Origin of the sequence: Acidiphilium sp. (assembly GCF_049977125.1) — a bacterium.
Taxonomy (GTDB): Bacteria; Pseudomonadota; Alphaproteobacteria; order Acetobacterales; family Acetobacteraceae; genus Acidiphilium.
This window is the reverse complement of the sequence record NZ_JBMFGY010000010.1, coordinates 17,132-40,630: the sequence shown is the minus strand read 5'-3', so window position 1 is coordinate 40,630 and position 23,499 is coordinate 17,132. Positions and strand designations below refer to the sequence as shown.

The window sequence follows — 23,499 nt, the reverse complement described above, 5'->3', positions numbered from 1 at the left end:
GATGGCCAAGGCGCTCAATGTGGTCGGGCTGATGAATGTGCAGTTCGCGATTCAGGGAGAAAATGTCTATGTGCTGGAGGTCAACCCGCGGGCGTCGCGGACTGTGCCGTTCGTCGCCAAGGCGACCGGCGTGCCGGTTGCGAAAATCGGCGCGCGGGTGATGGCGGGTGAGGCGCTGGCCTCGTTCGGCCTCGATGATACGATCATGCGCAGCCATGTTGCGGTGAAGGAGGCGGTGTTTCCGTTTGCGCGGTTCTCCGGCGTCGATGTGCTGCTCGGGCCGGAAATGAAATCCACCGGCGAGGTGATGGGGCTGGATGCGAGTTTCGCCCGCGCCTTCGCCAAGGCGCAGCTCGGCGCCGGGGTGAAACTGCCGCGCGCGGGGACGGTGCTGCTCTCGGTGCGGGATGGCGACAAGGCGGCGATCGTCTCGATCGCGCGGCGCTTCGTCGATCTCGGGTTCACCATCATGGCGACGCGGGGGACGGCGGCGCATCTGTCGGATGCGGGGATTGTGGCGCGGGCGGTGAACAAGGTGCTGGAGGGGCGGCCGCATTGCGTCGATGCGATCCGCTCGGGCGAGGTGCAACTGGTGATCAACACGGCGGCGGGCGCGCAGACGGTGGCGGATAGTTTCGACATTCGCCGTTCTGCGCTGACTCAAGGGGTGCCGCATTTCACCACGATTGCCGGCGCGCGGGCGGCTTCGCACGCCATAGCAGCCCTGGCGGCGGGCAGTCTTGAAGTTGCGCCGCTTCAGTCGTATTTTCCCCAACCGATCTGACTGGTGCCGTGGCTGGAACAATCCGGTCGCGGTGCGTGCATTTATGCCAACCGCTTGCTCTTTTGAAGACTTAAGGAATCGCCGTGCAAAAATTCCCGATGACCGGGCCCGGATTGACCAATCTCGAAACTGAGTTGCGCCACCTCAAATCCGAGGAGCGCCCGGCGATCATTCGCGCGATTGCCGAAGCCCGCAGCCATGGTGATCTGTCGGAAAACGCGGAATATCACTCCGCACGGGAGCGGCAATCGTTCATCGAGGGTCGGATTGCCGAGCTTGAGGAAATTATTTCCGCAGCCGAGGTGATCGACCCGGCGAGCCTGTCGGGCGACACGATCAAATTCGGCGCGCAGGTCGAACTGATCGATGAAGAGACCGAGAAGCAGGTGCGGTACCAGATCGTCGGGCTGCATGAGGCGGATATCAAGCAGGGCCGGCTTTCGGTGACTTCGCCGCTGGCGAAATCGCTGATCGGCAAGAAGCCGGGCGATACGGTTTCGGTGCCGGCGCCGGGTGGCGATCGGAGTTACGAGATCATCACCGTCCGGTTCGGCTGACACATTGGTCACCATAGCGGAGATCGAGGCGGCGGCGGCGCGCATCGCCGGGGCGGTGCAACGCACGCCTTTGGTGTATTCGGACGCGCTGTCCCGCGCGACCGGGGCGCGGGTGCTGCTCAAACTCGAAAATCTGCAGGCGACCGGGGCGTTCAAGGAGCGCGGGGCGGCGAACCGGATCGCGCTGCTGAGTGCGGCGGAGCGTGCGCGCGGCGTGATTGCGATGTCCGCCGGGAACCATGCGCAGGCTGTGGCACGGCATGCGCAACTGGCCGGGATCAATGCGACCATCGTGATGCCGCGCTTCACGCCGACGACCAAGGTGATGCGCACGCGGGCCTGGGGGGCGCGGGTGGTGCTGCATGGCGAAACGCTGGCCGAAGCCGCCGATCACGCGCATGAGCTGGCCGCCGCCGAGGGGTTGGTGTTCGTTCATCCGTATGACGATCCGGCGGTAATCGCGGGGCAAGGGACGATGGCGCTCGAAATTCTTGAGGACGCACCGGATCTGGATTTTCTGGTGGTGCCGACTGGCGGGGGTGGGTTTCTGTCGGGTTGCGCGATTGCGGCGAAGGCGAGGCGGCCGGGGCTGACGGTGTATGGCGTTGAGGTCGAGGCGTATGCGGGGTTTTCGCAGGCGCTGGCGGGGCAGCCGATCGCGGTCGGCGGTGCGACGATCGCCGAAGGTATCGCGGTGCGTGACATCGGCAAACTGCCGTTGGAGATTTTGCGCGACCTCGGCACCGAGGTGTTGGTGGTGCCGGAAGCCGCGGTCGAACAGGCGATTGCCCTGCTGATCGAAGGCGGCAAACTGGTCGCCGAAGGCGCGGGCGCGGCGGGGCTGGCGGCGGTGCTGACCTATCCGGAACGCTTTGCCGGGCGCACCGTGGCGCTGCCGATCTGCGGCGGGAATATCGATAGCCGCACGCTCGCGAATACGCTGCTGCGCAATCTGCTGCGCGATGGGCGGATTTTGAAGATATTGATGGAAATCCCGGATCGGCCCGGCGTGCTGGCCGATATTTCGGCGCGGATCGGCAATCATGGTGGCAATATCATTGAAGTGGTGCACCAGCGCCTGTTCGCGTCGCCGACCGTGCAGGCGGCGCATCTGGAAATCATGATCGAGGCGCGCGATGCCGAGCACGGTAATGCCATCGTTGCGGTGCTTGAAGAGGTTTATACCGTCAAGCGAATGTAAGGTGAGGGTAGGAAGGGAAGGACTTCTTTTTTTGAAAAAAAAGAAGCAAAAAAACTTTGCTCCTCTGGGACTGTGGCGTTGAAACCGCCCATAACCCAATTCAAAAAAGTTTTTTGCTTCTTTTTTACAAAAAAGAAGCCCTTCCTTACCTTATCTTGTGCTTGCTGACCGCCATGCCACCCCCCATCCTCCACCAATCGACCCATCTTCTGATCATCGACAAGCCGGCCGGCCTCGCCTGCCATGCCGGGCCGCGCGGTGGTCCGAGCGTCGAGGATTTTTTCCCGCAATGGCGGCGGGGGCATGACGGGCCGTGGCTCGCGCATCGGCTCGATGCGGATACGGCGGGGTGTCTCGCGATCGCGCGGCGCAAGACGACGCTGATTGCGTTGCAGAATGCGTTTGCGGCGCATGCGGTGCGCAAGGTCTATTGGGCGGTGGTGCGGGGTGTGCCGCAGGCGGCGGCCGGGACGATCGCGGTGCCGTTGCGCAAGCAGAGCGATGCTTCGGGGTGGCGGATGGTCGGCGGGGCGGGGGGGCAACCTTCGGTGACCGATTGGCGGGTGATAGCGGTGGGGCAGGGGCGGGCGCTGCTGGAATTGTCACCGAGGACCGGGCGGACCCATCAGTTGCGGGTGCATTGTGCCGGGATGGGTCATCCGATCATCGGCGATCCGGTTTATGGCAGGGCGGGCAAGGGGTTGTGTCTGCTGGCGCGGCGGCTGGAGCTGCCGTTGGACCCGAAGGTGGTGGCGGTGGCGCGTGTGCCGGAGCATGTGCGCGTGGCGCTGTCAGGCGTCGATTTCGATCGCTTATCGCTCTAAAATGGCGCACCCGACACGATTCGAACGTGTGGCCTCCACCTTCGGAGGGTGGCGCTCTATCCAGCTGAGCTACGGGTGCGTCTTACTTCGCCTAGCCCGAACGACCCGTCGGGTCAACATATCCGGCGTCCACGTTTTGATCATATATCACGGGGGCCAGAAGGCAACGCCGGGTTTAGAGCGTTAAGCTGAAAGCATAACGCTCTAGGTTTATGTTTTTTCGAGCGATTTCATGCGATTATGTTGCCGCTGCCGCGTCAACTTAATCGCATATCGCTCTAATGCGCGACCCGGCTTCAATGCTCAGCCATGAAAATCATCGCGTTCGTCGTGGCCGCCGATGCGAGAGGAGAGTTGGGATGCAGGATAAAGTCGATTATGTCGGTGGTCGGACGCGCTCGCTGGTGATCGAGGAGCATCAGGTGGTAGTCCTGACGGTAGTACGCCAGCCGTGTGCCGGTGGAGAGCGGCAGCGCCCGCCAACATTGCGCCATGGCGGATTTCGGCACCAGCTCATCGTGCCCTCCATACAGAATGAGAGCATGCGGGGGTGCAAAGTGAGCACATGCCGCTTGAGCGCGCCCCATCAGACGCGTCAATCCGGCGATTGATGCAATGCGTGTGGCGTGGATCGTGAGGGGATCCTCGGATAACGCCCGAAGTGCGGCCATGTTATCGGTGGCTCGGATATCCGCCTGCTGGCCGGTGAGGCGCAGCCAGGGCACGAAGGTGTCGGCCAGGGCGATGCTTGCGCGCAGGGCTGGCGACAGCGCCTTGCCACCCCATACCGCCGGGGCAATCAGCACATAGGCTGAGACATCCGGATCACCCTGGGCGCCAAGCAACAATGAAGTCGCGCCACCCATGCTCTCGCCCATCACGATGAGCCGCGTTGCACGATAGCGCCGGTGCAGGATTGCCACCATCTGACGGGTATCGCGCACCAGACGGGCGGTTCCGGGCCAGTCGCCGCGGTCGGGGGCGGCGCCAAAGCCACGCTGGTCGGGCGCGAATACCGCAATGCCCGCGGCGGTGAGACGCGGCGCTGGCATCGCCCAGGCGTTTCGGCTGTCATTGAAGCCATGCAATGCCAGCACGATTGCGCGTGGCCGACCCACCGGCAACCAGTCGCGGTAGGGCAGTCGAGCACCGCTCGCGAGGGTAAAATAGCCATTGGTGATCATCGGATGCCGCGCCGACGCCACCGGTACCCGAAACGGCGTGGCGCACGCAGCGAGGGCGAGGGTGAGAGCGATCAGCGGCAGCAATCGGGCTCGATAGGCATTCACGGCTAGTTTCGGTATCATGGTTCGGTCATGTCACGCAAAGAGGGGTTCCATGCCGGACGCGCCAGCATTGCCAGCAATCGAGAGTATCGAGGTTCACGATCGCGTGGTCGCCTGTGATGGCGGCAATGGACCGCTCGGCCATCCCCGCGTGTTTCTCAAAATCGAGGATCGCTCGGTAACCTGCCCGTATTGTTCGCGTCACTATGTTCTGGCGGATGCTGATGCCACGGGTGGCGGGCATTGACCGCGGACCGCCTGATCCTGGTTGACGGCTCGGGCTTCATCTTCCGCGCCTTTCATGCCCTGCCCCCGATGACCCGCGCCGATGGCACGCCGGTGAATGCCGTGTTCGGCTTTTGCAACATGCTGACACGCCTGCTGAAGGAACACACCGGCACACATCTCGCCGTGATTTTCGACGCTGGCCGCACCACTTTCCGCAACGCGATCGATCCGCGCTACAAGGCACAGCGCCCCGAACCGCCGGCGGAACTGATTCCGCAATTCGCCCTTGTGCGTGAGGCCACGAGAGCCTTTGCGGTCCCTGCCATTGAACTCGACGGCTTCGAGGCCGACGATCTGATCGCAAGCTACGCACGGGCGATGAAAGCCAATGGCGGCGAGGTCGTCATCGTTTCGTCGGACAAGGACCTGATGCAGCTGCTCGGTCACGGTGTTTCGATGCTCGATCCGATCAAATCCAGCCCGATCGGACCCGACGAGGTGATGGCCAAATTCGGCGTCACCCCGGCGCAGATGGTCGATGCCCAAGCCTTGATGGGCGACGCCGTCGATAACGTGCCCGGCGTGGCCGGCATCGGGCCGAAGGGGGCTGCGCAGTTGATCGGTGAATATGGCTCACTCGAAGCCGTTCTCGCCGCGGCCGCTTCGGGGGCGATGAAACCGGGCAAGCGGCGCGATGCGCTGGTCGCCCATGCCGAGGAGGCGCGGATTTCCCGCCGGCTGGTGGAACTACGGTCCGATGTGCCGCTGCCGGTCGCGATCGATGCGCTGCGCCTCGCACCGCATGACGACGCGGTACTTCAGGATTTCCTCGACGCTCAGGGTTTCAAAAGCATCAAGGCCCGGCTGGGGCTCGATGGCTTGAACCGCCGCAACGAGGCCCGCGCGGCACGATCGGCGCCTCCGGCGCCCGCGATGGCGGATCAACCGTTCGGCCCCTACGAGACAATCGCGACCGAGGCCGCGCTCGATCGCTGGCTTGCCGAAATCGACGCGGTCGGGATGGTTGCGATCGACACAGAAACCACCGGTCTCAACGCCAGGCGCACCCGCCTCGTCGGCATCTCGCTCGCCACGGCGCCCGGCCGTGCCGGCTATATTCCGCTCGGCCATGAAACCGGTGAGCAACTGGCGCGCGCCGGGGTTTGCGAAAAGCTGGCGCCGATTCTCAGGAACCCCGCGATCCTCAAAATCTTTCATAATGCCAAATTCGATCTGCATGTGCTCGCTGGCAATAATTTGCCCGATGCCGCCCCGCTCGATGACACCATGCTGATCTCCTACGCGATCGAAGCCGGCGCGCATGGCCATGGCATGGATGAGTTATCGGTGCTGCATCTCGATCACAAGCCGGTGTCCTACGACGAAGTGACCGGCACCGGGCGCAACCGACTGAGTTTCTCGGCCGTGCCGATCGAACGGGCCACGGCCTATGCTGCCGAAGACGCCGATGTCACCCTTCGGCTGTGGCACCTGCTGCATCCGCGTCTGCGCGAGGCGAAGGCGCTGGCTCTGTATGAGACGATGGAACGCCGTCTGGTGCCGATCCTGCTCGAGATGGAACGCGCCGGTATCATGGTCGATCGTGACGATCTGGTTGCCATGTCGATCGAATTCGCTCGGCGGATGGACGAAATCCAGCGCGATATCGAACAGATGGTCGGCCACGCCTTCAATCTCGGCAGCCCCAAGCAGCTCGGCGAGATCTTGTTCGACGAGATGAAACTGTCCGGCGGCAAGCGGACCAAGACCGGCGCCTGGAGCACCGATGCCGCAGCGCTCGAGGAACTCGCCGAAGCCGGCCATGAACTGCCACGCCGGATTCTCGACTGGCGGCAACTCCAGAAACTCAAATCGACCTATGCCGATGCGCTGGTCACCGAAATCGACATCGAGGACCGCCGCGTTCATACCAGCTACGCCCAGGCGATCGCCGCGACGGGGCGATTGTCATCAAACGACCCGAATTTACAGAATATTCCGATCCGCACCAGCGAGGGGGCGCGTATCCGCCGCGCCTTCATCGCGGCACCCGGTCATCGGCTGATCTCGGCCGATTATTCCCAGATCGAACTGCGCCTGCTTGCACATGTGGCTGACATTCCCGCCCTGAAGGCCAGTTTCATCAATGGTGAAGACATCCACGCCCGCACCGCCTCGGAAGTGTTCGGTGTGCCGATGGCGGGCATGGACGCGGCAACCCGCCGCCGCGCCAAGGCGATCAATTTCGGGATCATCTATGGAATTTCCGCCTTCGGACTTGCTCGACAACTCGGGATCGAGACCGGCGAGGCTAAACGCTATATCGATGCCTATTTCGCCCGCTATCCCGAAATCCGCCGCTATATGGACGAGACCCGCGAATTCGCCCGCACCCATGGCTATGTCGTAACCCCGTTCGGTCGGCGTTGCTTTGTTCCGGGTATCGCCGACAAAAATCCGGCGCGACGCAGCTATGCGGAACGCCAGGCGATCAACGCCCCATTGCAGGGAGGGGCCGCGGATATCATCAAACGCGCGATGGTACGTCTGCCGGCGGCGATTGCCGCATCGGGGCTGTCGATGCGATTGCTGCTGCAGGTTCATGACGAATTGCTGTTCGAAGCCAGACTCGATCAAGCCGAGGCGGCGGCCGCCATCGCGCGCGCGGTCATGCAGGGGGCGGCGGTGCTCTCGGTGCCGCTTCTGGTCGAGGCGGGGATCGGGGCGAATTGGTCTGACGCCCATTAGAGCGATATGCTTTCAGCCTAACGCTCTATCTCTATGTTTTTTCGAGCGATTTCATGCGATTATGTTGCCGCTTTCGCGTCAACCTAATCGCTTATTGCTCTAACCGGCCGGGCCGCACCGAACCGCCACGTTGAAACCGCCTGTTAACGATGATCCACTAGTCTGAAGGCTGGTGCGGATTTGTGGCGATCGTACCCGGTGAGCACAGGAGGGGTTCGACCATGGTTCAATGCGGTGCGGCAGGTTGCGTCAGGATCTCACGTCATTACTCGCCGCGTGAAAAATCAGCCGGGTGCGCGCGGTGAGCCTGACGCATCGTGGTCGTCTCTCGTGACTGAAAGGCCTTGGCGGGCTTTGCCCGGACTCGACCGGCTGCTGGTCCTGCCCTCGACCCCCAGCGATTTCATGTCATTGCTGCTCGACAAGCTGATCAATGTTCCCGGAATCGACGCCGCCTGGATCGGCCGGCCGAACGGGGAGGATGTACTTATACCCGAAGTGGTCCGGGCACCCGAAATGGCGGTGCTCAGTGATCCGTCCGCGTTGATCAATCTGCGGGCCGGGCCGCGATCCGGTGGCGTCGCCGGTCAGGCCTGGCGTTCCGGCGAAGCGCAATTGTCGTTCGATGTTGAGGCGGACGAGTCGATGGCGCCGTGGCGCGCCGACTGGTCGCAGTTTGGTTTTCGCGCATCCGTGGCGATTCCGTTGAACGGGATCGGAGGTCTGCATCGGCTGTTGAGTCTCTATTCGCGCAACCCCGATTTTTTCCGTGCCACATGGTCGGTTGCGATGTTGACCGATTTCGGGGCCGTGATCGGCACCGCGATCGAGAACCGGATCAAAATTCAGGCGCTGCACCGCTCGAAACGCCTGCTCGACACCATGTTTGTCGGGGTCGAGGCACTGCTCGATGCCGATAGTGAGGCCGCGGTGCTGGATGGTATTTGCGCCAGACTCAGCGAGACCGGCCTGTTTATTTCCGCGGCCATCGGTGCGGTCGACCAGGAGGGTGTCTTTGGCTATTCGATCGCCGCCGGCGCGGACGCTGCCGGCGTTCGTAAGCTTCGGCAACGATTCGATGATGATAGCCCGCAGCAATTGCTTGGACTGCAGGCCTGGAAATCCGGCATGTTGCAGACCGCCAACGGCTATGCCTCGTTGAGCCGGCTGGAACCATGGCGGGATATCGCGCGCCGCGGCGGTTGGCAGGCCGCGGCGGCGGCACCGATCCTGCGGGCGGGCGTGATCTTTGGCATCCTGTTCCTGATCTCCGGGGATACCAGCGTGATCGATGATGAAACGCAACGCCTGATCAGCCAGCTTGCGCGCAACATCGGGCGGGCGCTCGATGCGATTGACCTGAAGGCGGCGCTGCGGGCGGAGCGTGAAACGCAGCGCCTGATCGCACGGCACGATGAAGTGACCGATCTGCCGAACCGGCGCGCCTTCGAAGAGGCGCTGCCGGTGGCGCTGGCACATGCCGCTCGCCACGGCCGCATGCTGGGCATCGGCATGCTTGATCTCGATAATTTCAAACCGGTCAATGATTGCTATGGTCATGCCGCCGGCGATGCCGTGTTGCGCACCTTGGCGCAGCGCTTCCGCGCCACGTTGCGCGATGTCGATTTCGTGGCGCGACTCGGCGGCGATGAATTTGCGCTGATCATCGAAGACCTGACATCGATCAGCCGGTTCGATGCGTTTTGCGCCCGGCTTGGCGCCGTCATCCGTGAGCCGATTATCCTGGCGCCGGGTTGCGAGGTCGTGATGGCGGCGAGCCTTGGCTTCACCTTCTTTCCCGCCGATCAGGAGGCGCCCGACACGCTGATTCGCCATGCAGACATGGCACTCTATGCCGTCAAAGCGGCCAAGACCACGCGACCACATTTCTGGATGACCTATCAGGATCATATCGGCGCCGCACCGGCGCAATCGCGGTATCGTGCGCTGTTACGGAACCATGGCGTCGAAGTTCATTACCAACCCGTGCTCGATATCAGAAGCGATACCGTGGTCGCGATCGAGGCGCTGGCGCGGTTGCGGGACGGTGAAAAGCTGATCGCGCCGGGTGCGTTTTTGCCCGATCTGAACGTCGATGACCGTGAAATACTGCTTGAAACGGTGTTGCGCGATGGCATTGCCTGCCTGCACGAATTGGCACCGTTTGCGCCTCACCTTCGGTTGTCGGTCAATGTCGATGCCGAGGTTCTGACCCGGGGGAGAGTGCCCGCCGTGATCGAAGCGGCACTGGCGTCCAGCAAGATTGCTCCATCCCGGATTGTGATCGAACTGCTCGAAAGTCATGAATTCGCCGATCCGGATACCGCCTATGAGCGCTTGTCGGCGGTCCGACGATGCGGTGTCACGGTCGCTGTCGATGATCTCGGGATTGAATTTTCCACGCTCCGGCGGGTGCAGCGCCTGCCAGTCGATATCGTGAAGATCGACAAGCTGTTTCTGGCCGACATCAGGGTGACGCCGAACGATCTGATGTTCCTGGCGACCTCGATCACGCTGGTGGCGACACTTGGCCTTACCCTTTGTGTTGAAGGTGTCGAGACGCCCGATATGCTCGATGCGCTCCGGATACTCGGCGCACCGCTCGCCCAGGGGTTCGGCATCGCGCGGCCGATGCCGGCGGCGGATCTGGTGTTCTGGCTGAAACGGCGGGTCGCCCGACCGGTCAAGGGGCAGCCGCGCAGCCTGCTCGGCGCCTACGCGCTGCATATCCGGTGGCTACGGGTGTTTCTATTCGCACCCCGGGAAACCACGCTGTGGCATTATCTGCGACGGGATTCCAAATTGTCGCTGGCAATGTTCCTCCGCCGTGCCGGATTGGAGCCGTCGCCGCTGGGTCAGGCCTATGCGGCCCTGATGGCGCTGACCGACCAACCAAAACTCGACATTGCGGCCGTCATGGCGGCGGCCGAGCGGGTCAGGGCGCTGCTGGGTGAGGCTGTGGTCACGCAGGGGTCAGTCCTGGCCAGCCCGGTTGTGGCGGTGCAACCCTTGGCGGAGCCGGGCCAAGGCAACGCCGACGGGCCCCTCCGGCAGCGTCGCCGCGCCGGTCAGCGGCGGGAGGATCATGTCGTCCCGCTGGCGATCCAGTCGGCGTAAGCTGACCGGGCGATCGACCACGGAGCGCGGCAGATCGATGAAGCGCAGGCGAGCAACCGTGCCGCCCCCCAACGCCAGATTAATCCGTGCAATCAGCGCCGGGGCGGTGTGCTGCAATTCGAGCGCATCCGGCCCGGTGCAACCGAGGGTCAGGGTACCGGCGGCGCATTTCACCGGCAGGCTGCGCGCCGCAATGTCCGACCCGGCGATTGCGGGCCAATCCTCGATCAGTGTGGCCAGACTCACACCGCGTGCGCGCAGCGCGGGACGTAGAATCGGAGCGATCAGCACCGCTATGCCGCGAGGCGCGTAATGTCGCGCCGCCTCGACAGGAAGCTTTTTTACCGCCACTGAGCGTTGCCGTGAACCCCGCGCCGCCATCTGCTGATCTGTTGCTCCGTTGGTATCATACGCACCGCCGCGCATTACCCTGGCGTGCCGTGGGCAACGCGAAGCCGAACCCTTATCACGTCTGGCTCAGCGAAATCATGCTGCAACAGACAACCGTCGCAACGGTCATACCCTACTTCCTTCGATTCACCGAGCGATTTCCCACGGTGTTCGATCTGGCGAGGGCGGACGATGACGCGGTGCTCGGCCTTTGGGCCGGCTTGGGTTATTACGCGAGGGCGCGCAATTTGATTGCCTGCGCGCGCATTGTCGCCGTATCTGGCGCGTTTCCGGCGCAGATCGACGGGTTGCGCGCGCTGCCCGGCATTGGCCCCTATACCGCGGCGGCAATCGGCGCAATTGCATTCAACCTGCCCGTGGTGCCGGTGGATGGCAATGTCGAGCGGGTCGCCGCGCGGGTCCATGCGATCGAGACTCCGTTGCCCGCCGCGAGGCCGGCTATCACCGCGGCTGCCGCCCGGCTGGGTGATCAAACCGCTGCCCGCCGGGAGCCGGGCGATTTCGTTCAGGCGCTGTTCGATCTCGGCGCAACCATCTGCACGCCGCGCAATCCCTCCTGCCTGCTCTGCCCATGGCAGGATTGCTGCGCCGGTCACGCCCGAGGCATTGCCGCCACATTACCTCGCAAGGCCGCCAAACCGCCACGTCCGGTCCGTTATGGTACGGTCTTTCTGCTTCGCGACCGAACCGGCGCGATCGGGCTGCGCCGCCGTCCGCCGAAGGGTCTGCTCGGTGGCATGTTCGAATTGCCCGGCACCGCGTGGGAAGCGGTTAATCGAGAGGCAACACCTCCGATTCCGGCACTATGGCACGATGCGGGAACGATTGTTCACGTCTTCACCCATTTCGAACTGCGACTGCGGGTCATGGCAGCGGCGGTCGATACCCTGCCAGACGGGTTGCCAGGCGGGCTGCCAGACCGGTTGCCAGACCGGTTGATCGTCGCGCCAGCCGATACGCCCTTGCCGACTTTGATGCGCAAAGCCGTCACCGCCGGGCTGGCGCTGATCCCGCGCAAGGCCGGTGGAGCGGTTTGAGGCGGGAGCGGGTTATCGCCGTGGCGCCGCTAGAGCGTTATGCTCTAGATCCATGTTTTTTCGAGCGATTTCATGTGATTAAGTTGCCGCTGCCGCGTCAACTTAATCGGATATCGCTCTAACGGTGTGGGCCGAAATTCGCGAAGACGGTGCGATTTTTATTATCCTCGAGCAAACCGCGAAAACCTTGCAGTGTGGTAAAGCCAAGGCCGCGGGGCAGACCCGATTCGGGATCGGGTTCGATGGCGCCATAGGCGGCGCCGGAGAGTTTTTCCCATTTGCCGGCCGGCTTTTTCGCCTCGATGTGAACGACAGTCGCTTTGCACACCATCCGGACGACCGCTTCCTTCGGGGCTGAGGGCTTGGTCAGGCTGAGGTGCCCGCCGATGATTTGCCAGCCGTTGGCCAACGCCCAGGCGGTGAGGTCTTCGCGGGTCATGATGGTCTCCTGTCCATTCAGGCCACGCTACCGGCGCACCAGCCGCTTGCCCAGGCCCATTGGAAATTATAGCCGCCGAGCCAGCCCGTGACATCGAGGGCCTCACCGACCGCATACAGACCGGGCACATGGCGCGCCTGCATGGTTTGTGAGGACAAATCGGCCGTGTCGATGCCGCCGCCAGTGACTTCCGCCTTGGCATAGCCTTCGGTTCCCGCCGGGATGAAGCACCAGGTTTTGAGCGCGGCGATCAGGTCGGTGAGCGCTTGATCGGTCAGGTTGCCAACCGGGCTTGCAGCAAGGCTGGTGGGCAGAAAGGCCTCGACCATGCGGCTGGGCATCAATTCAGCCATGAGGGTGCGAAGCGCGGCCTTGGGTCGGGCTCTTTTCCGGGTTATCAGGGTGGCGGTTGGTTGATCGGCGAGCAGATCGAGCGTGATCGGGGTGCTGTCCTGCCAGAATGATGAGATCTGCAGGATCGCCGGGCCGGACAGACCCCGATGGGTGAACAGCATGGACTCGCGGAACCGGGTGCGGCCGCACAGCGCGACCACCGGTTGCGAGACCCCTGCAAGGCACTGGGTGCGTGTCAGCTCGGCCGGAGCGAGGGTGAGTGGAACCAGGGCCGGGCGGATTCCGGCCAAGCGCAGGCCGAATCTCGCCGCGATGTCGTAGGCGATGCCGGTTGCGCCCAGTTTGGGAATCGAAAGCCCGCCGGTGGCGAGGATCAGCGCATCAGCCGTGACGGGAGCCCTGTCGGTGTCGATCCGGAAGCGGTCGGAGCGGGTAACCTCGGTGATCGCCCGGTTCAGGCTGATCGTGACCTCGGCGGCGGCACATTCGGCGAGGAGCATCGTCACGATGGCGCGGGCCGAACCATCGCAGAACAACTGGCCGAGGGTTTTTTCATGCCAGCCGATGCCATGGCGATCGACCAGGGCGATGAAATCCTGCGGCGTGAAGCGGGCGAGGGCCGATTTGCAGAAATGTGGGTTGGCCGAGAGGAAGCAGGACGGGCTGGTGTGAAGATTGGTGAAATTGCAGCGTCCGCCGCCGGAAATCAGGATCTTCCTCCCGGCCTCGCTGGCATGGTCGAGCACCAGGACACGACGACCGCGTCGGCCGGCCGCGATCGCGGCCATCAGCCCGGCGGCGCCGGCGCCCAGAACGACCACGTCATAGTGTTGCATCCGCACTCCTGTTGCGGCCGGTACGGCCTACATGAGAGTGATGTACGACGTGATGCTTGCCGAGGCGATTCTGGCCGCGCATCTGGTGATCATTGCCTTCAACGTGGCGGGTTTGGGGGTGATTCCCATCGGAGCCGTGCTGAGATGGCGGATTGTGCGGGTGGCGTGGCTGCGGCTGCTCCATCTGGCGCTGCTGGCGATCGTAGCGGGTCAGGCGCTGGCTGGACGGGCGTGTATTCTCACGATCTGGCAGAGCGAGTTGCAGGGTGGCACCGCGGCACCGCCGCCACTGATCATGCATGTCATTGATCAGCTGATCTATTGGAATTTTCCTTTGTGGGTGTTCACCGTGCTCTATGTCGCGGTATTCCTGTATGTGGTCGCGCTGGTCGTGCTGGTGCCGTTCTGGGGACCCCATCGGGTGGATGTAAAAAATCTTAATTTGTAGGATTTTTAGTTTAGTCCTACTTACGAGCCAGGATGAATGTCACACTTCGGCAGCTTCGCGCGATTGCGGCATTGCGCAAACATGGCTCGGTCACCCGTGCGGCGGCGGAGCTGAACGTCTCTCCGCCAGCGGTCACTTTACAGGTCAAGGCGCTGGAGGATCAACTCGGCATCGCGCTGGTCGAACGCTCTGCTGGCGGCATGGTTCTGACCCAGGGCGGCATGGTGATCGCCGACGCTTCGACCCGCATCGAGGCGGTATTGCGCGAGGCTGAGGCAACGCTGTCGGCGATGGCAGGTGCTGAGAGGGGTGAAGTCCGGGTCGGCATTATCAGCACGGCGAAATACTACGCGCCACGTGCCTTGGCGGCGTTTGCGCGCGAGCATCCGGGGATCGATCTTCGGTTGCTGGTGGGTAATCGGGACGATATCATCGATGGTCTGGCGCATCACGTGGTTGATCTCGCGATCATGGGTCGGCCACCGACCGATATGAAAGTGATTGCCGATGAAATCGGCGATCATCCGCATGTGGTGGTTGCGCCACCCGATCACCGGCTGGCCGGGGTACGGGGGATTGCACCCTCGGAACTCAATAACGAGGTCATGCTGGTGCGCGAAGCCGGCAGCGGAACCCGGCGGTTGATGGAGTTTTACTGCGCCGAGGCAAATATCACGCCACGCATCGGCATGCAGATCGGTAGCAATGAAACCATCAAACAATCGGTGATCGCCGGGCTGGGCGTATCGTTCATCTCGGCGCATACGATCGACGCCGAGGTGAAGGACGGACGATTGGTCGTGCTCGACATCGTCGGGTTGCCGATTGTCCGGCAGTGGTTTGCGGTGCATCTGATCGAGCGCGAGATGATGCCCGCGTCATCGGCGCTCCTGAATTTTCTGCGCGAAAAGGGCGGGACCTTCCTGCCCCATGCGGCGCTGGAATCGCTGGAACAGGAGACCAAGGTGGCTTAGGGCGTTATGCTCTCAGCGTAACGCTCGAGCTCTATGTTTTTTCGAGCGATTCCATGCGATTATGTTGCCGCTGCCGCGCCAGCTTAATCGACTATCGCTCTCATTCGGCTCAGGTGGCGGATTGAACCGGTGCCTGACTTCGGTCATGGTCCGCCGACATGACCCCTGTTGCCTATCTGCTGCATCCCGATTTTGCCACGTTGGCGCTGCCCCGCCACATCGCCCTTCTCGCAGGGTTGGCGTTGTTTTCCGGCATCGTCGTCCGTGCGATGATCGCGGTCGGCGTTCCGGACCGGCCCGATGCCCGCAAGGCGCATACCCGGATTACCCCAAAATCGGGCGGGGTTGGAATTGTCGCGGCGTTTCTGCTCGGCATTTCCCTGCTGTATCGCTATGGCGAGGTTTCGCGCCTCGCGGCGCCGCTGTTCGTCGGGGTGATTGCCGCGGCGGTGCTGATTGCGGCGGTGTCGCTGCTCGATGATCTGTTCGATTTTCCGTTTCTGGTGAAGCTCGGCGCGCAGCTGATCGCGGCACTGGTCGCGGTCGGGGCGGGATTGTCGGCGCGGAAATTCGATCTGCCGTTCGTGGGGCCGGTGGCGCTGGGCTGGGCGGGACCGGTGCTGTCGCTGGCATGGATTCTGTTCGTGACGAACGCGATGAATTTCATCGATGGGCTGGATGGTCTGGCGGCGGGCACGACTTTGGTGGCCTGTTTGTTTCTCGCGGGGATCGCAGGGTTACATGGCGGATTTTTCGTCTATACCACGGCGTTGTTGCTCGCCGGTGGCGTGGCGGGATTTTTGCCGTTCAACTACCCTCACGCACGTATTTTCATGGGCGATGTCGGCAGCCAGTTCTGCGGCTTTATGCTGGCGCTGCTCGGTATTGCGGCAACGCATTATCAACATGTGACATTGTCGTTCATGCTGGTGCCGCTGCTGCTCTCGGGCGTCCTGCTCGATGTGAGCTTCACGCTGGTGCGCCGCGCCATCGCAGGGCAGAATCTCGCGCGGGCGCATCGGGGGCATCTGTATCAAGTGGCCCATCGCGCCGGCATGGACGCGCGATGGATCGCCATCATCTATTGGGGATTTGCGGTATTTGGCGGACTGGTGGTGGTCGCGTTCCTGCATGCGCCGATTGTTTGGAAGCCGGTCGTGATTTTTGCCCCGGTGCTGCCGTTCGTCGCCTGGGCGATTTATGTGGCGCGGCGCGCGGCGCGGGCGGCCCTCGGAGGGTGGGGGTAGTCTCAGATCAATCGGGTCACGGCGTCCAGCCCGACCATTGACGCAAGACGAGCGAGGCGGCGGTCGATCGGGTCACCGGCGAAAACACCGCTCGACGCATCGAGGGTGAGGACGAGATCACCGCCATCGACCGCAAGATGGGTCGCGGCGAGCAGTTTCGGGGTGCCCGCCGACAATGTGTAGGCGAGACGCAGCGCGGCGCCGAGGGTTTCAGCGCGGCGGGCGGCCGCCATGTCGAGCAGGGCGCGGGCGGGGGCGAGAAACGGGATTTCGATCGGGGCCTCGTAGCGCAATGCCAGAGTGAGGGCCAGAAAGGCGCGGGCATGATGGTCGAGACCGACCCCGGTCTGGCGAAGCACGCGCAGGAACGCCTGTTCGGCGCGGTATTCCGGGTGTTCGTGGTTGCCGATGTCGGAAAACCAGCAGGCTCCCTCGCGCAGGCGGCGTTGCGCGTTGGTTTCGCTGGAAAAGAGCGGTGCGGTCCAGGCGATCAGGGCAGCAGGCAGGGCCGGGTCGCGCAGCAGGCCGACGGTGAGGTCACGACCGGCCGCAACGAGCGGGTCCTGGGCGCGCATTTCCGCCGGGAGTTGGCGCAGGAACCACCCCTCGCGCAGCCCGTTGGCGCTGAACACGACGCGAGCGGCATTGGTGGCGCGCAGCAGGCGGCGTAGAATGATGGCGGCGTAGGGCAGGTCATCGATGCGTTTGCGCGCAATGCCCGGCATGCGTTCGATCAGTTTACGGCTGGCATCGGCAATCACGGCGGACAGGTCGCGGGCCTCGTCGCGCCCGATGGTGTAGTGATGGACCACGGCGAGCGGATAGCCGGTCTGGGCGATATGGATGCGGGCGAGGGCGCGGAAGGCACCGCCAGACACGTAGAGATCGCCGCCGGCACCTTCGGCAAGGAAGGGGATGGCTTCGAGTTCGGCGGCGACGATGGCTTTGGCGCGCAAATGGTCGTTGTCGGCGCGTTCGGCGAGGCGAATGACGCCGATCGGCATGGTTGCGGCCGCACCGATACGGCCCGCGGCGAGGTGCACGACTTCGAGCGAGCCGCCGCCGAGGTCGGCGAGGATGCCATCTGCCGCGGGAATACCGCAGAGAACCCCTTCGGCCGAGAGCCTGGCCTCCTGTTCGCCGCTGAGCGTGATGACTTTGAGACCGGGGGTGGCGGCTTCGAGCCGGGCCGTGAATTCCGGGCCGTTGGCGGCATCGCGCACAGCGGAGGTGGCAAGGGCTTCGAACGGGTGGGCACCCATGGCGCTGGCAATGGCACCGTAGCGACGAATGACGGTAACGGCTTCATCCATCGAGGCCGCGTCGAGGTTGCCGGTGGCGATCAGGCCACGGGCGAGGCGGAGCACCGCTTTTTCGTTGAAAATTTGTACAGGGTTGCGCGATTGACCCTGGAACACGACGAGGCGGACCGAATTGGAACCGAGATCGACGACGGCGCGGCGGGCATTGCTTTGCATGAGGGGTGCGTAGCGTGTCTCATTCTCACGCGATAGGGGGACGATGATGACAGTAACGGGGATGCACGCCCCCCGCGATGCTCAGTCCGGGGCGGCAGGCGGTTTCGAGCGATCATGCCTGATGCGATGCCCGCTGAGCCAGACCCAGCAGGGTTTGCCTCGCGATGGCTTCAGGGATGCTGCCGGTTCGTTTGCAATCGGCTTCGGCCCGCAGCACGCGCTCGATCGCGGCGATGATGGCCGGTTCTCGCCAGAGCATCGCGGCCTTGATCACCGCGACCTGGCGGCGAAAGAACACCGGCGGGCGACGGAGGCCGACCGCGTCACGCGGGTTGCTACCCTTGGCGATGGCTTCGGCCACCAGGCGTAATCCCGAGAGTTCGGTCAGCAGCACGCGCAGCACGGCGACCGGCGAGGCCCCCTCGTCGATGGCAAGGCCGATGGCATGGTCGGCGGCGCGTGGGTTACCCGACAAGGCCGCGTCGATCGCATCGATCATCGAGGCGGTGCCCTGGTCGTCCAGCACGGCGTCGATATCGGCAATCGTGATGGTGCCGTTGGGGCCGGCGTAGAGGATCAGGCGTTCGGCGGCATCGGCCAGGGCGCCGGATTCGCCCCCGAGGCGGCCGGCGGCGAGGGTGAGGGCGTCGCGCGCGATGGTGATGCCGGCGGTGCGCAGGGCGGCTTCGAGGGCGGGGCCGCGTGCGGACGCATCCGGGATGTAGCAGGCGATGGCGGCGGCCTCGCCGTGTTTTTCGGCCAGGATGCGGAGTTTGGAGCGGCCGTTCAGATCGCCGGCGGTGGCGATGATCAGGGCGTCGCCCTTGGTGGCGAGGGCGGCTTCGAAGGAGGGGACTTGTTTGTCGCCGACGTCGCGGATCAGGATGGTTTTGCGGCCGCCGCCGAAGGCCTGGGCGGTGGCTTCTTCCGGCAGACGATCAGCCTGATCGGCATCGAGTTCGGCGAGGTGAAACGGATCGTCGAGCGACCCCGCGACGCGTTTGGCCAGGGCGCGGGCGCGATCGGTCACCAGGGAGGTATCGGGTCCGTAGATCAGGACGAAACGGGTGGCACCGGGATCGGCAAGGAACCGCTCGGCCTGACGGGCATCGACCTTCACCCCCGCTTACGCGCCATGATCGGGGTGTGCTCGGAAATAGATGGCAAGCTGGGTGGTGATCTGATGGGCGAGTTCGCGCGCGAGTTGGTGGCGCATCGTGCCGTTGTCGAGCGTATTGGCGAAATATTGGTTGTCGATGATGTTTTCCGCATCCATCGCCTGGGCATTGCCCTGCGCGATGGTGACGCCCTGATTGCCTTCCGGACTGAGCACCCAATGGGCGTTGCCGAAATAGCGGTTGCGGGTGTTGGAACTATCGGGCTGGATGCCGATGATCTGCACCGACATGCCGTATTGGACCGAGAGATGATAGCGATAGAAGCTTGGCGCGCCATCACGTTGCAGATCGCTCTCCAGCGCCTCGCGCATCACCTGACCCTGCCGGTCGGCGATCAGGCCGATGTCGATTTCATCCAGTCGCGCCGCAATCGTCGCGGCGTGGCCGTGCTGCGGACCGTATAGCGGATGCAGGCCGCAGCCGGCGAGCACCAGCACACAAGGGAGCGCGAGGAGGCTACGGGCGGACAACAAAATTCAAAATCCGATCCGGCACATGGATGCGCTTGACGATAGTGGCCCCTGCGAGCGCCTGCGCGATTTTCGGCTCGGCCATGGCGGCGGCGATCGCGGTTTGCGCATCCGCGCCGATCGGCAGGTCGATAGTGCCGCGCAGCTTGCCCATGATTTGCACCGCCATGGTGACGCTGTCGCGCCGGACGAGGTCGGGGTCGGCGGTGAGCCAGGGCAGGGTCGCGACCAGACCGGCATTCGGTTCGAGCAGGGCGTGGGCGTCTTCGGCGACGTGGGGGATGATCGGCGCGGCGAGGCGGATCAGGGCGGTGATGGCTTCGCGGCGGGCGGCTGGTAAGCCCGGGGCGCTGCGGGTTTCGGCATCGGTGATCGCGTTGCTCAATTCGTGGAGGCGGGCGATGGCGACGTTGAAGGCGAAATCGTCGATTGCCTGGGTGACGCCGGCGATGGCGCGGTGGGTGGCCTGGCGGAGTTTGCGGGCATCGGCTTCGGCGTGATCGAGCGGTGTGGGGTCGATAGGGGCGTCGGCGATGGTGCGGGCGAGGCGGTGGAGTTTCTGGATGAAGCGGAAGGCGCCCTGGGCGCCGGATTCGGTCCATTCGACGTCGCGTTCCGGCGGGTTGTCCGACAAGGTGAACCAGCGGGCGGCATCGGCGCCGAAGCGTTCGATCACCACGCTGGGATCGACCGTGTTGCGGCGGGATTTCGACATTTTTTCGTTCGGCCCGACGATGACGCGCTTTCCGTTGGCGGTGGCGGTGCCGTCGGGGTGTTTGGTCACTTCCTCGGGGTAGAGCCAGCGACCGTCTTCGGTGCGGTAGCTTTCGTGGGTGACCATGCCCTGGGTGAACAGGCCGGCGAAGGGTTCATCGACCCCGACATGGCCGAGGCGGTGCATCGCGCGGGTGAAGAAGCGGGCGTAGAGCAGATGCAGGATCGCGTGTTCGATGCCGCCGATATATTGATCGACCGGCATCCAGTGCCGGGTGGCCGCCGCATCGGTCGGGGTTGCGGCGTGGGGGGCGCAGAAGCGGGCGAAATACCAGGAGCTGTCGACGAAGGTGTCGAACGTGTCGGTCTCGCGCTGGGCGGGGGCGCCGCACTGCGGGCAGGCGATGTGTTTCCAGGTGGGGTGATGGTCGAGCGCGTTGCCGGGACGGTCGAACGGGAGGTCGTTGGGCAGCAGGACCGGCAGGTCTTTGGCGGGGACGGGGACGGTGCCGCAGAGTTCGCAATGGATCACCGGGATCGGGCAGCCCCAGGCGCGCTGGCGCGAGACGCCCCAGTCGCGCAGGCGCCAGTTGACGACGCCCTGGCCGATGTTGCGGCTTTCCAGCTCGGCGATGACGCGGCGCTTGGCGGCGGCGACATCGAGCCCGGTGAGGAAGTCCGAGTTGATGATGACGCCGTCGCCGGTGAGTGCCGTGGTGCCGATTTCGGCGGGTTCGCTGCCTTTGGGTGAGACCACGGCGGTGACGGCGAGGTTGTATTTGCGGGCGAAATCGAGGTCGCGCTGGTCGTGCGCGGGGCAGCCGAAAATGGCGCCGGTGCCGTAGTCCATCAGGACGAAATTGGCGATCCAGACCGGGTAGGTGGCGTCGGTGAACGGGTGTTCGACGCAGAGACCGGTATCGAAGCCGCGTTTTTCGGCAGCCTCGATCGCGGCTTCGGAGGTGCCGGCGCTCTGGCATTCGGCGATGAAGGCGGCGGCCTCTGCGTTCTGGGCCGCAACCGCGGTCGCCAGCGGATGATCCGGCGCGATGGCGAGGAAGCTCATGCCGAACAACGTGTCGGGCCTGGTGGTGTAGACTTTGACCGAGTCGATGTCGTGGATGGGCGTGTTCAGGGTGAAGGTGACGTTGGCACCTTCGCTGCGGCCGATCCAGTTGCGTTGCATGGTGCGGACCCGTTCGGGCCAGCGGTCCAGCGTGTCGAGCCCGGCGAGGAGGTCTTCGGCGAATTCGGTGATTTTGAAGAACCACTGGCGGAGCTTGCGCTTTTCGACCAGGGCGCCGGATTTCCAGCCGCGCCCGTCGATGACCTGTTCGTTGGCGAGCACGGTGAGGTCGACCGGGTCCCAGTTGACCGCGGATTCGCGGCGGTAGGCGAGGCCGGCGGCCCAGAAATCGAGGAAGAGTTTCTGCTGCTGGCCGTAGTATTCGGGGTCGCAGGTGGCGAATTCGCGCGACCAGTCGAAGGAGAGGCCGACTCGCTTCAGATCGTCGCGCATGGCGGCGATGTTGTCGCGCGTCCATTGCGCGGGGTCGACGCCGCGTTCGCGGGCGGCGTTTTCGGCGGGCAGGCCGAACGCGTCCCACCCCATCGGGTGCAGGACATCGTAGCCCTGGGCGCGGCGGGCGCGGGCGACGACATCGCCGATCGCGTAGTTGCGGACGTGGCCGATGTGGATTTTGCCCGAGGGGTAGGGGAACATTTCGAGCACGTAGCATTTCGGGCGCGTGGGGTCGGGTTTATCGGTCGTCGCGAAACAGCCTGACGCCGCCCATGCCGCCTGCCAGCGCGGTTCGGCGGCGCGGAAATCATAGGCGTGATCGGACGCTGGTTCGCGCTGGTTCTGGTCCATCTTCTCAGCCGTTCAACTGCCCAGCCGCCTTGAGTTGGGCGGCGCGCGCCAGGATGCGATCCTCGATGCCGTTGGCGGTGGCGGGATCGACCGGTTGGTCCACCCAGTCGCCGCCCTGGCGGGTCTGGCGGAAGATCGAGACTTTCAAATCATTGGCCGAAAGCATGCTGCCGAGGATATAGGCGGTGGCCTTGAACCGCTCGTTCGGCGTCGCGGGCGGGGAATACCAATCGGTGATGATGACGCCGGCGAACGGATCGGCCGAGGCGAGCGGCATGAAACTCAGCGTGTCGAGCGAGGCGCGCCAGAGATAGGCGTTGACGGCAACGCCGGTCTGGCCGGCAGGTGCGCTGCTCTTGCCGCCGAGGGTGAATAAATTACCCAGCCCGCCGCTCGAGCCCGAGGCCATGGCCGGCGGCACATGATCGGTCTCCATGCTCGGCAGTGTCGATTGCTCAGCGTTGCTGCACGCGGCGAGAACAACGACCGACCCCAGCGCCGCAAACTTCAGGATGGGCCGCAACCACGGCTTGGAGCCGGGAATCTCATGAAAGCGCACATTCGTCTCCGCTTGGCCGACCGGAACATCCGGCCGGTGATGGGGTGGTCTTTAACCGTGCTGCGCCCCGGTGCCAAGGTCGCGGGGCAGATCGGGATGGATCGCCCATGAAAAAGGGCGGCGGATCGCTCCGCCGCCCCCGATAATCGACCAACCGGGTCAGATTACCATTTGAACTGGGCACCGGCGGTGAGCGCCTGCGCCTGGACATTGTTGAACGCGGTGGATTTGGTTGCGTTGGTGATGAAGTCATACCCGGCCTGGTGACGATGACCGTAGAGATACATCGCATAGACGCCGAGGTTCGGGCTGATCGCGTAGTTGGCGCCGACATCGAAACCATAGTTCGTCTGGGTCCGACCGGTACCGTTGCCGATCAAGTGAGCGCCAGCCGACTGATTGTTGAAATATTGCACGCCGATCGTGTACGGGCCGGCAGTGTATTCGCCAGTCAGTTCGTAGAACAGCAGGTCGCGCTGGCCGGGCAGCAGGAAGGTATAACCGTTGTTGACCTGACCGTCCTTGATGTTGCCGCCGAGCAGGAAGCCGCCGTAGGTGACCTGCGCGCCGACCATGCCGATGCCCATGCCCTTATACTGAAGGTCGGAAACCGACGTCGTTGATTTGCCGGTCAGGAAACCATCAGAAACACCAGTGGTCGTGATTGTGGTCGTGGACAGAGGCCCGCTTGTGCCAATCGGCGAGGATTTCAGGTAATCGGCGTTCAATTTCACGC

At 63.9% G+C, this 23,499-nt stretch carries 18 protein-coding genes, 1 tRNA gene and 3 pseudogenes; 11 read left to right on the top strand and 11 right to left on the bottom strand.

All coding sequences use genetic code 11. The features are described 5' to 3' along the window. From ACP5E6_RS03320 to ACP5E6_RS03305, 4 genes and pseudogenes are all read left to right on the top strand, one after another. A pseudogene (locus ACP5E6_RS03320) lies at positions 1–784 on the top strand (carbamoyl-phosphate synthase large subunit); the annotation flags it as partial. Positions 785–867: 83 nt separating this feature from the next. Then, positions 868–1,341, top strand: coding sequence for a transcription elongation factor GreA (gene greA / locus ACP5E6_RS03315; protein WP_427951632.1), 474 nt, complete (start codon positions 868–870; stop codon positions 1,339–1,341). A 4-nt stretch (positions 1,342–1,345) separates the two neighbouring features. Beyond that, positions 1,346–2,542, top strand: coding sequence for a threonine ammonia-lyase (locus ACP5E6_RS03310; protein WP_427951630.1), 1,197 nt, complete (start codon positions 1,346–1,348; stop codon positions 2,540–2,542). A gap of 173 nt (positions 2,543–2,715) precedes the next feature. Next, positions 2,716–3,366, top strand: coding sequence for an RluA family pseudouridine synthase (locus ACP5E6_RS03305; RefSeq protein ID WP_427951627.1), 651 nt, complete (start codon positions 2,716–2,718; stop codon positions 3,364–3,366). A 2-nt stretch (positions 3,367–3,368) separates the two neighbouring features. Here the strand turns inward: ACP5E6_RS03305 and ACP5E6_RS03300 are convergent. Next, positions 3,369–3,445, bottom strand: a tRNA-Arg gene (locus ACP5E6_RS03300). Positions 3,446–3,662: 217 nt separating this feature from the next. After that, on the bottom strand, positions 3,663–4,673 hold the full coding sequence (locus tag ACP5E6_RS03295) for an alpha/beta fold hydrolase (RefSeq protein WP_427951624.1): 1,011 nt from the start codon (positions 4,671–4,673) through the stop codon (positions 3,663–3,665). Positions 4,674–4,704: 31 nt separating this feature from the next. Between ACP5E6_RS03295 and ACP5E6_RS03290 the strand changes: the two genes are divergently transcribed. From ACP5E6_RS03290 to ACP5E6_RS03280, 3 genes and pseudogenes are all read left to right on the top strand, one after another. Next, a complete protein-coding gene (locus tag ACP5E6_RS03290) occupies positions 4,705–4,899 on the top strand; it encodes a zinc-finger domain-containing protein (RefSeq protein WP_427951622.1) in 195 nt (64 codons plus the stop codon). Continuing rightward, positions 4,896–7,628 carry a DNA polymerase I gene (polA, locus tag ACP5E6_RS03285; RefSeq protein ID WP_427951619.1) on the top strand — a complete coding sequence of 911 codons (2,733 nt, stop codon included), beginning with the start codon at positions 4,896–4,898 and terminating at the stop codon, positions 7,626–7,628. Before ACP5E6_RS03290 ends, polA begins: the two co-directional genes overlap by 4 nt. Positions 7,629–7,826: 198 nt before the next feature. Then, positions 7,827–10,247: pseudogene (locus ACP5E6_RS03280) on the top strand (bifunctional diguanylate cyclase/phosphodiesterase); the annotation flags it as partial. A 354-nt stretch (positions 10,248–10,601) separates the two neighbouring features. On the opposite strand, the gene ACP5E6_RS03275 reads toward ACP5E6_RS03280, so the two are convergent. After that, positions 10,602–11,096 carry a DciA family protein gene (locus tag ACP5E6_RS03275; RefSeq protein WP_427951616.1) on the bottom strand — a complete coding sequence of 165 codons (495 nt, stop codon included), beginning with the start codon at positions 11,094–11,096 and terminating at the stop codon, positions 10,602–10,604. Between the two features lie 11 nt (positions 11,097–11,107). Here ACP5E6_RS03275 and ACP5E6_RS03270 point away from each other — a divergent pair, with 11 nt between their 5' ends. Beyond that, entirely contained in the window at positions 11,108–12,193 is a 1,086-nt protein-coding gene (locus ACP5E6_RS03270; protein WP_427951613.1) for an A/G-specific adenine glycosylase, read from the top strand. Between the two features lie 118 nt (positions 12,194–12,311). Here ACP5E6_RS03270 and ACP5E6_RS03265 read toward each other — a convergent pair whose 3' ends face one another. Continuing rightward, positions 12,312–12,632, bottom strand: coding sequence for a hypothetical protein (locus ACP5E6_RS03265; RefSeq protein ID WP_427951611.1), 321 nt, complete (start codon positions 12,630–12,632; stop codon positions 12,312–12,314). 17 nt (positions 12,633–12,649) lie between these two features. Continuing rightward, positions 12,650–13,822 (bottom strand): NAD(P)/FAD-dependent oxidoreductase, encoded by a 1,173-nt coding sequence (locus ACP5E6_RS03260; protein WP_427951608.1) that lies wholly within the window; start codon positions 13,820–13,822, stop codon positions 12,650–12,652. A 40-nt stretch (positions 13,823–13,862) separates the two neighbouring features. Here ACP5E6_RS03260 and ACP5E6_RS03255 point away from each other — a divergent pair, with 40 nt between their 5' ends. From ACP5E6_RS03255 to ACP5E6_RS03245, 3 genes are all read left to right on the top strand, one after another. Next, positions 13,863–14,270 carry a DUF2784 family protein gene (locus ACP5E6_RS03255; RefSeq protein ID WP_427951605.1) on the top strand — a complete coding sequence of 136 codons (408 nt, stop codon included), beginning with the start codon at positions 13,863–13,865 and terminating at the stop codon, positions 14,268–14,270. 32 nt (positions 14,271–14,302) lie between these two features. Next, complete coding sequence (locus ACP5E6_RS03250; RefSeq protein WP_427951602.1) at positions 14,303–15,244, top strand: LysR substrate-binding domain-containing protein; 942 nt, start codon at positions 14,303–14,305, stop codon at positions 15,242–15,244. A 158-nt stretch (positions 15,245–15,402) separates the two neighbouring features. Continuing rightward, on the top strand, positions 15,403–16,491 hold the full coding sequence (locus tag ACP5E6_RS03245) for a glycosyltransferase family 4 protein (protein WP_427951599.1): 1,089 nt from the start codon (positions 15,403–15,405) through the stop codon (positions 16,489–16,491). A gap of 2 nt (positions 16,492–16,493) precedes the next feature. Here ACP5E6_RS03245 and ACP5E6_RS03240 read toward each other — a convergent pair whose 3' ends face one another. From ACP5E6_RS03240 to ACP5E6_RS03215, 6 genes and pseudogenes are all read right to left on the bottom strand, one after another. Continuing rightward, entirely contained in the window at positions 16,494–17,969 is a 1,476-nt protein-coding gene (locus ACP5E6_RS03240) for a Ppx/GppA family phosphatase (protein ID WP_427951596.1), read from the bottom strand. A gap of 112 nt (positions 17,970–18,081) precedes the next feature. Then, positions 18,082–19,089, bottom strand: coding sequence for a DNA polymerase III subunit delta (gene holA / locus ACP5E6_RS03235; protein ID WP_427951593.1), 1,008 nt, complete (start codon positions 19,087–19,089; stop codon positions 18,082–18,084). Positions 19,090–19,095: 6 nt separating this feature from the next. Then, a complete protein-coding gene (locus ACP5E6_RS03230; RefSeq protein ID WP_427951591.1) occupies positions 19,096–19,617 on the bottom strand; it encodes an LPS assembly lipoprotein LptE in 522 nt (173 codons plus the stop codon). Then, positions 19,604–22,204 (bottom strand): leucine--tRNA ligase, encoded by a 2,601-nt coding sequence (gene leuS, locus ACP5E6_RS03225; RefSeq protein ID WP_427951588.1) that lies wholly within the window; start codon positions 22,202–22,204, stop codon positions 19,604–19,606. Before leuS ends, ACP5E6_RS03230 begins: the two co-directional genes overlap by 14 nt. Positions 22,205–22,208: 4 nt before the next feature. Then, positions 22,209–22,763: a DUF3576 domain-containing protein gene (locus ACP5E6_RS03220; RefSeq protein WP_427951586.1), complete on the bottom strand. Its 555-nt coding sequence runs from the start codon at positions 22,761–22,763 to the stop codon at positions 22,209–22,211. A 164-nt stretch (positions 22,764–22,927) separates the two neighbouring features. Further along, a pseudogene (locus tag ACP5E6_RS03215) lies at positions 22,928–23,499 on the bottom strand (porin); the annotation flags it as partial.

What these genes read in the sequence shown, in the direction of transcription:
- ACP5E6_RS03305 (WP_427951627.1), top strand. Translation starts at nt 2,716, where the DNA reads ATGCCACCCCCCATCCTCCACCAATCGACCCATCTTCTGATCATCGAC.
- ACP5E6_RS03295 (WP_427951624.1), bottom strand. Translation starts at nt 4,673, where the DNA reads ATGATACCGAAACTAGCCGTGAATGCCTATCGAGCCCGATTGCTGCCG.
- ACP5E6_RS03290 (WP_427951622.1), top strand. Translation starts at nt 4,705, where the DNA reads ATGCCGGACGCGCCAGCATTGCCAGCAATCGAGAGTATCGAGGTTCAC.
- ACP5E6_RS03265 (WP_427951611.1), bottom strand. Translation starts at nt 12,632, where the DNA reads ATGACCCGCGAAGACCTCACCGCCTGGGCGTTGGCCAACGGCTGGCAA.
- ACP5E6_RS03260 (WP_427951608.1), bottom strand. Translation starts at nt 13,822, where the DNA reads ATGCAACACTATGACGTGGTCGTTCTGGGCGCCGGCGCCGCCGGGCTG.
- ACP5E6_RS03255 (WP_427951605.1), top strand. Translation starts at nt 13,863, where the DNA reads ATGTACGACGTGATGCTTGCCGAGGCGATTCTGGCCGCGCATCTGGTG.
- ACP5E6_RS03250 (WP_427951602.1), top strand. Translation starts at nt 14,303, where the DNA reads ATGAATGTCACACTTCGGCAGCTTCGCGCGATTGCGGCATTGCGCAAA.
- ACP5E6_RS03245 (WP_427951599.1), top strand. Translation starts at nt 15,403, where the DNA reads ATGACCCCTGTTGCCTATCTGCTGCATCCCGATTTTGCCACGTTGGCG.
- ACP5E6_RS03240 (WP_427951596.1), bottom strand. Translation starts at nt 17,969, where the DNA reads ATGCAAAGCAATGCCCGCCGCGCCGTCGTCGATCTCGGTTCCAATTCG.
- leuS (WP_427951588.1), bottom strand. Translation starts at nt 22,204, where the DNA reads ATGGACCAGAACCAGCGCGAACCAGCGTCCGATCACGCCTATGATTTC.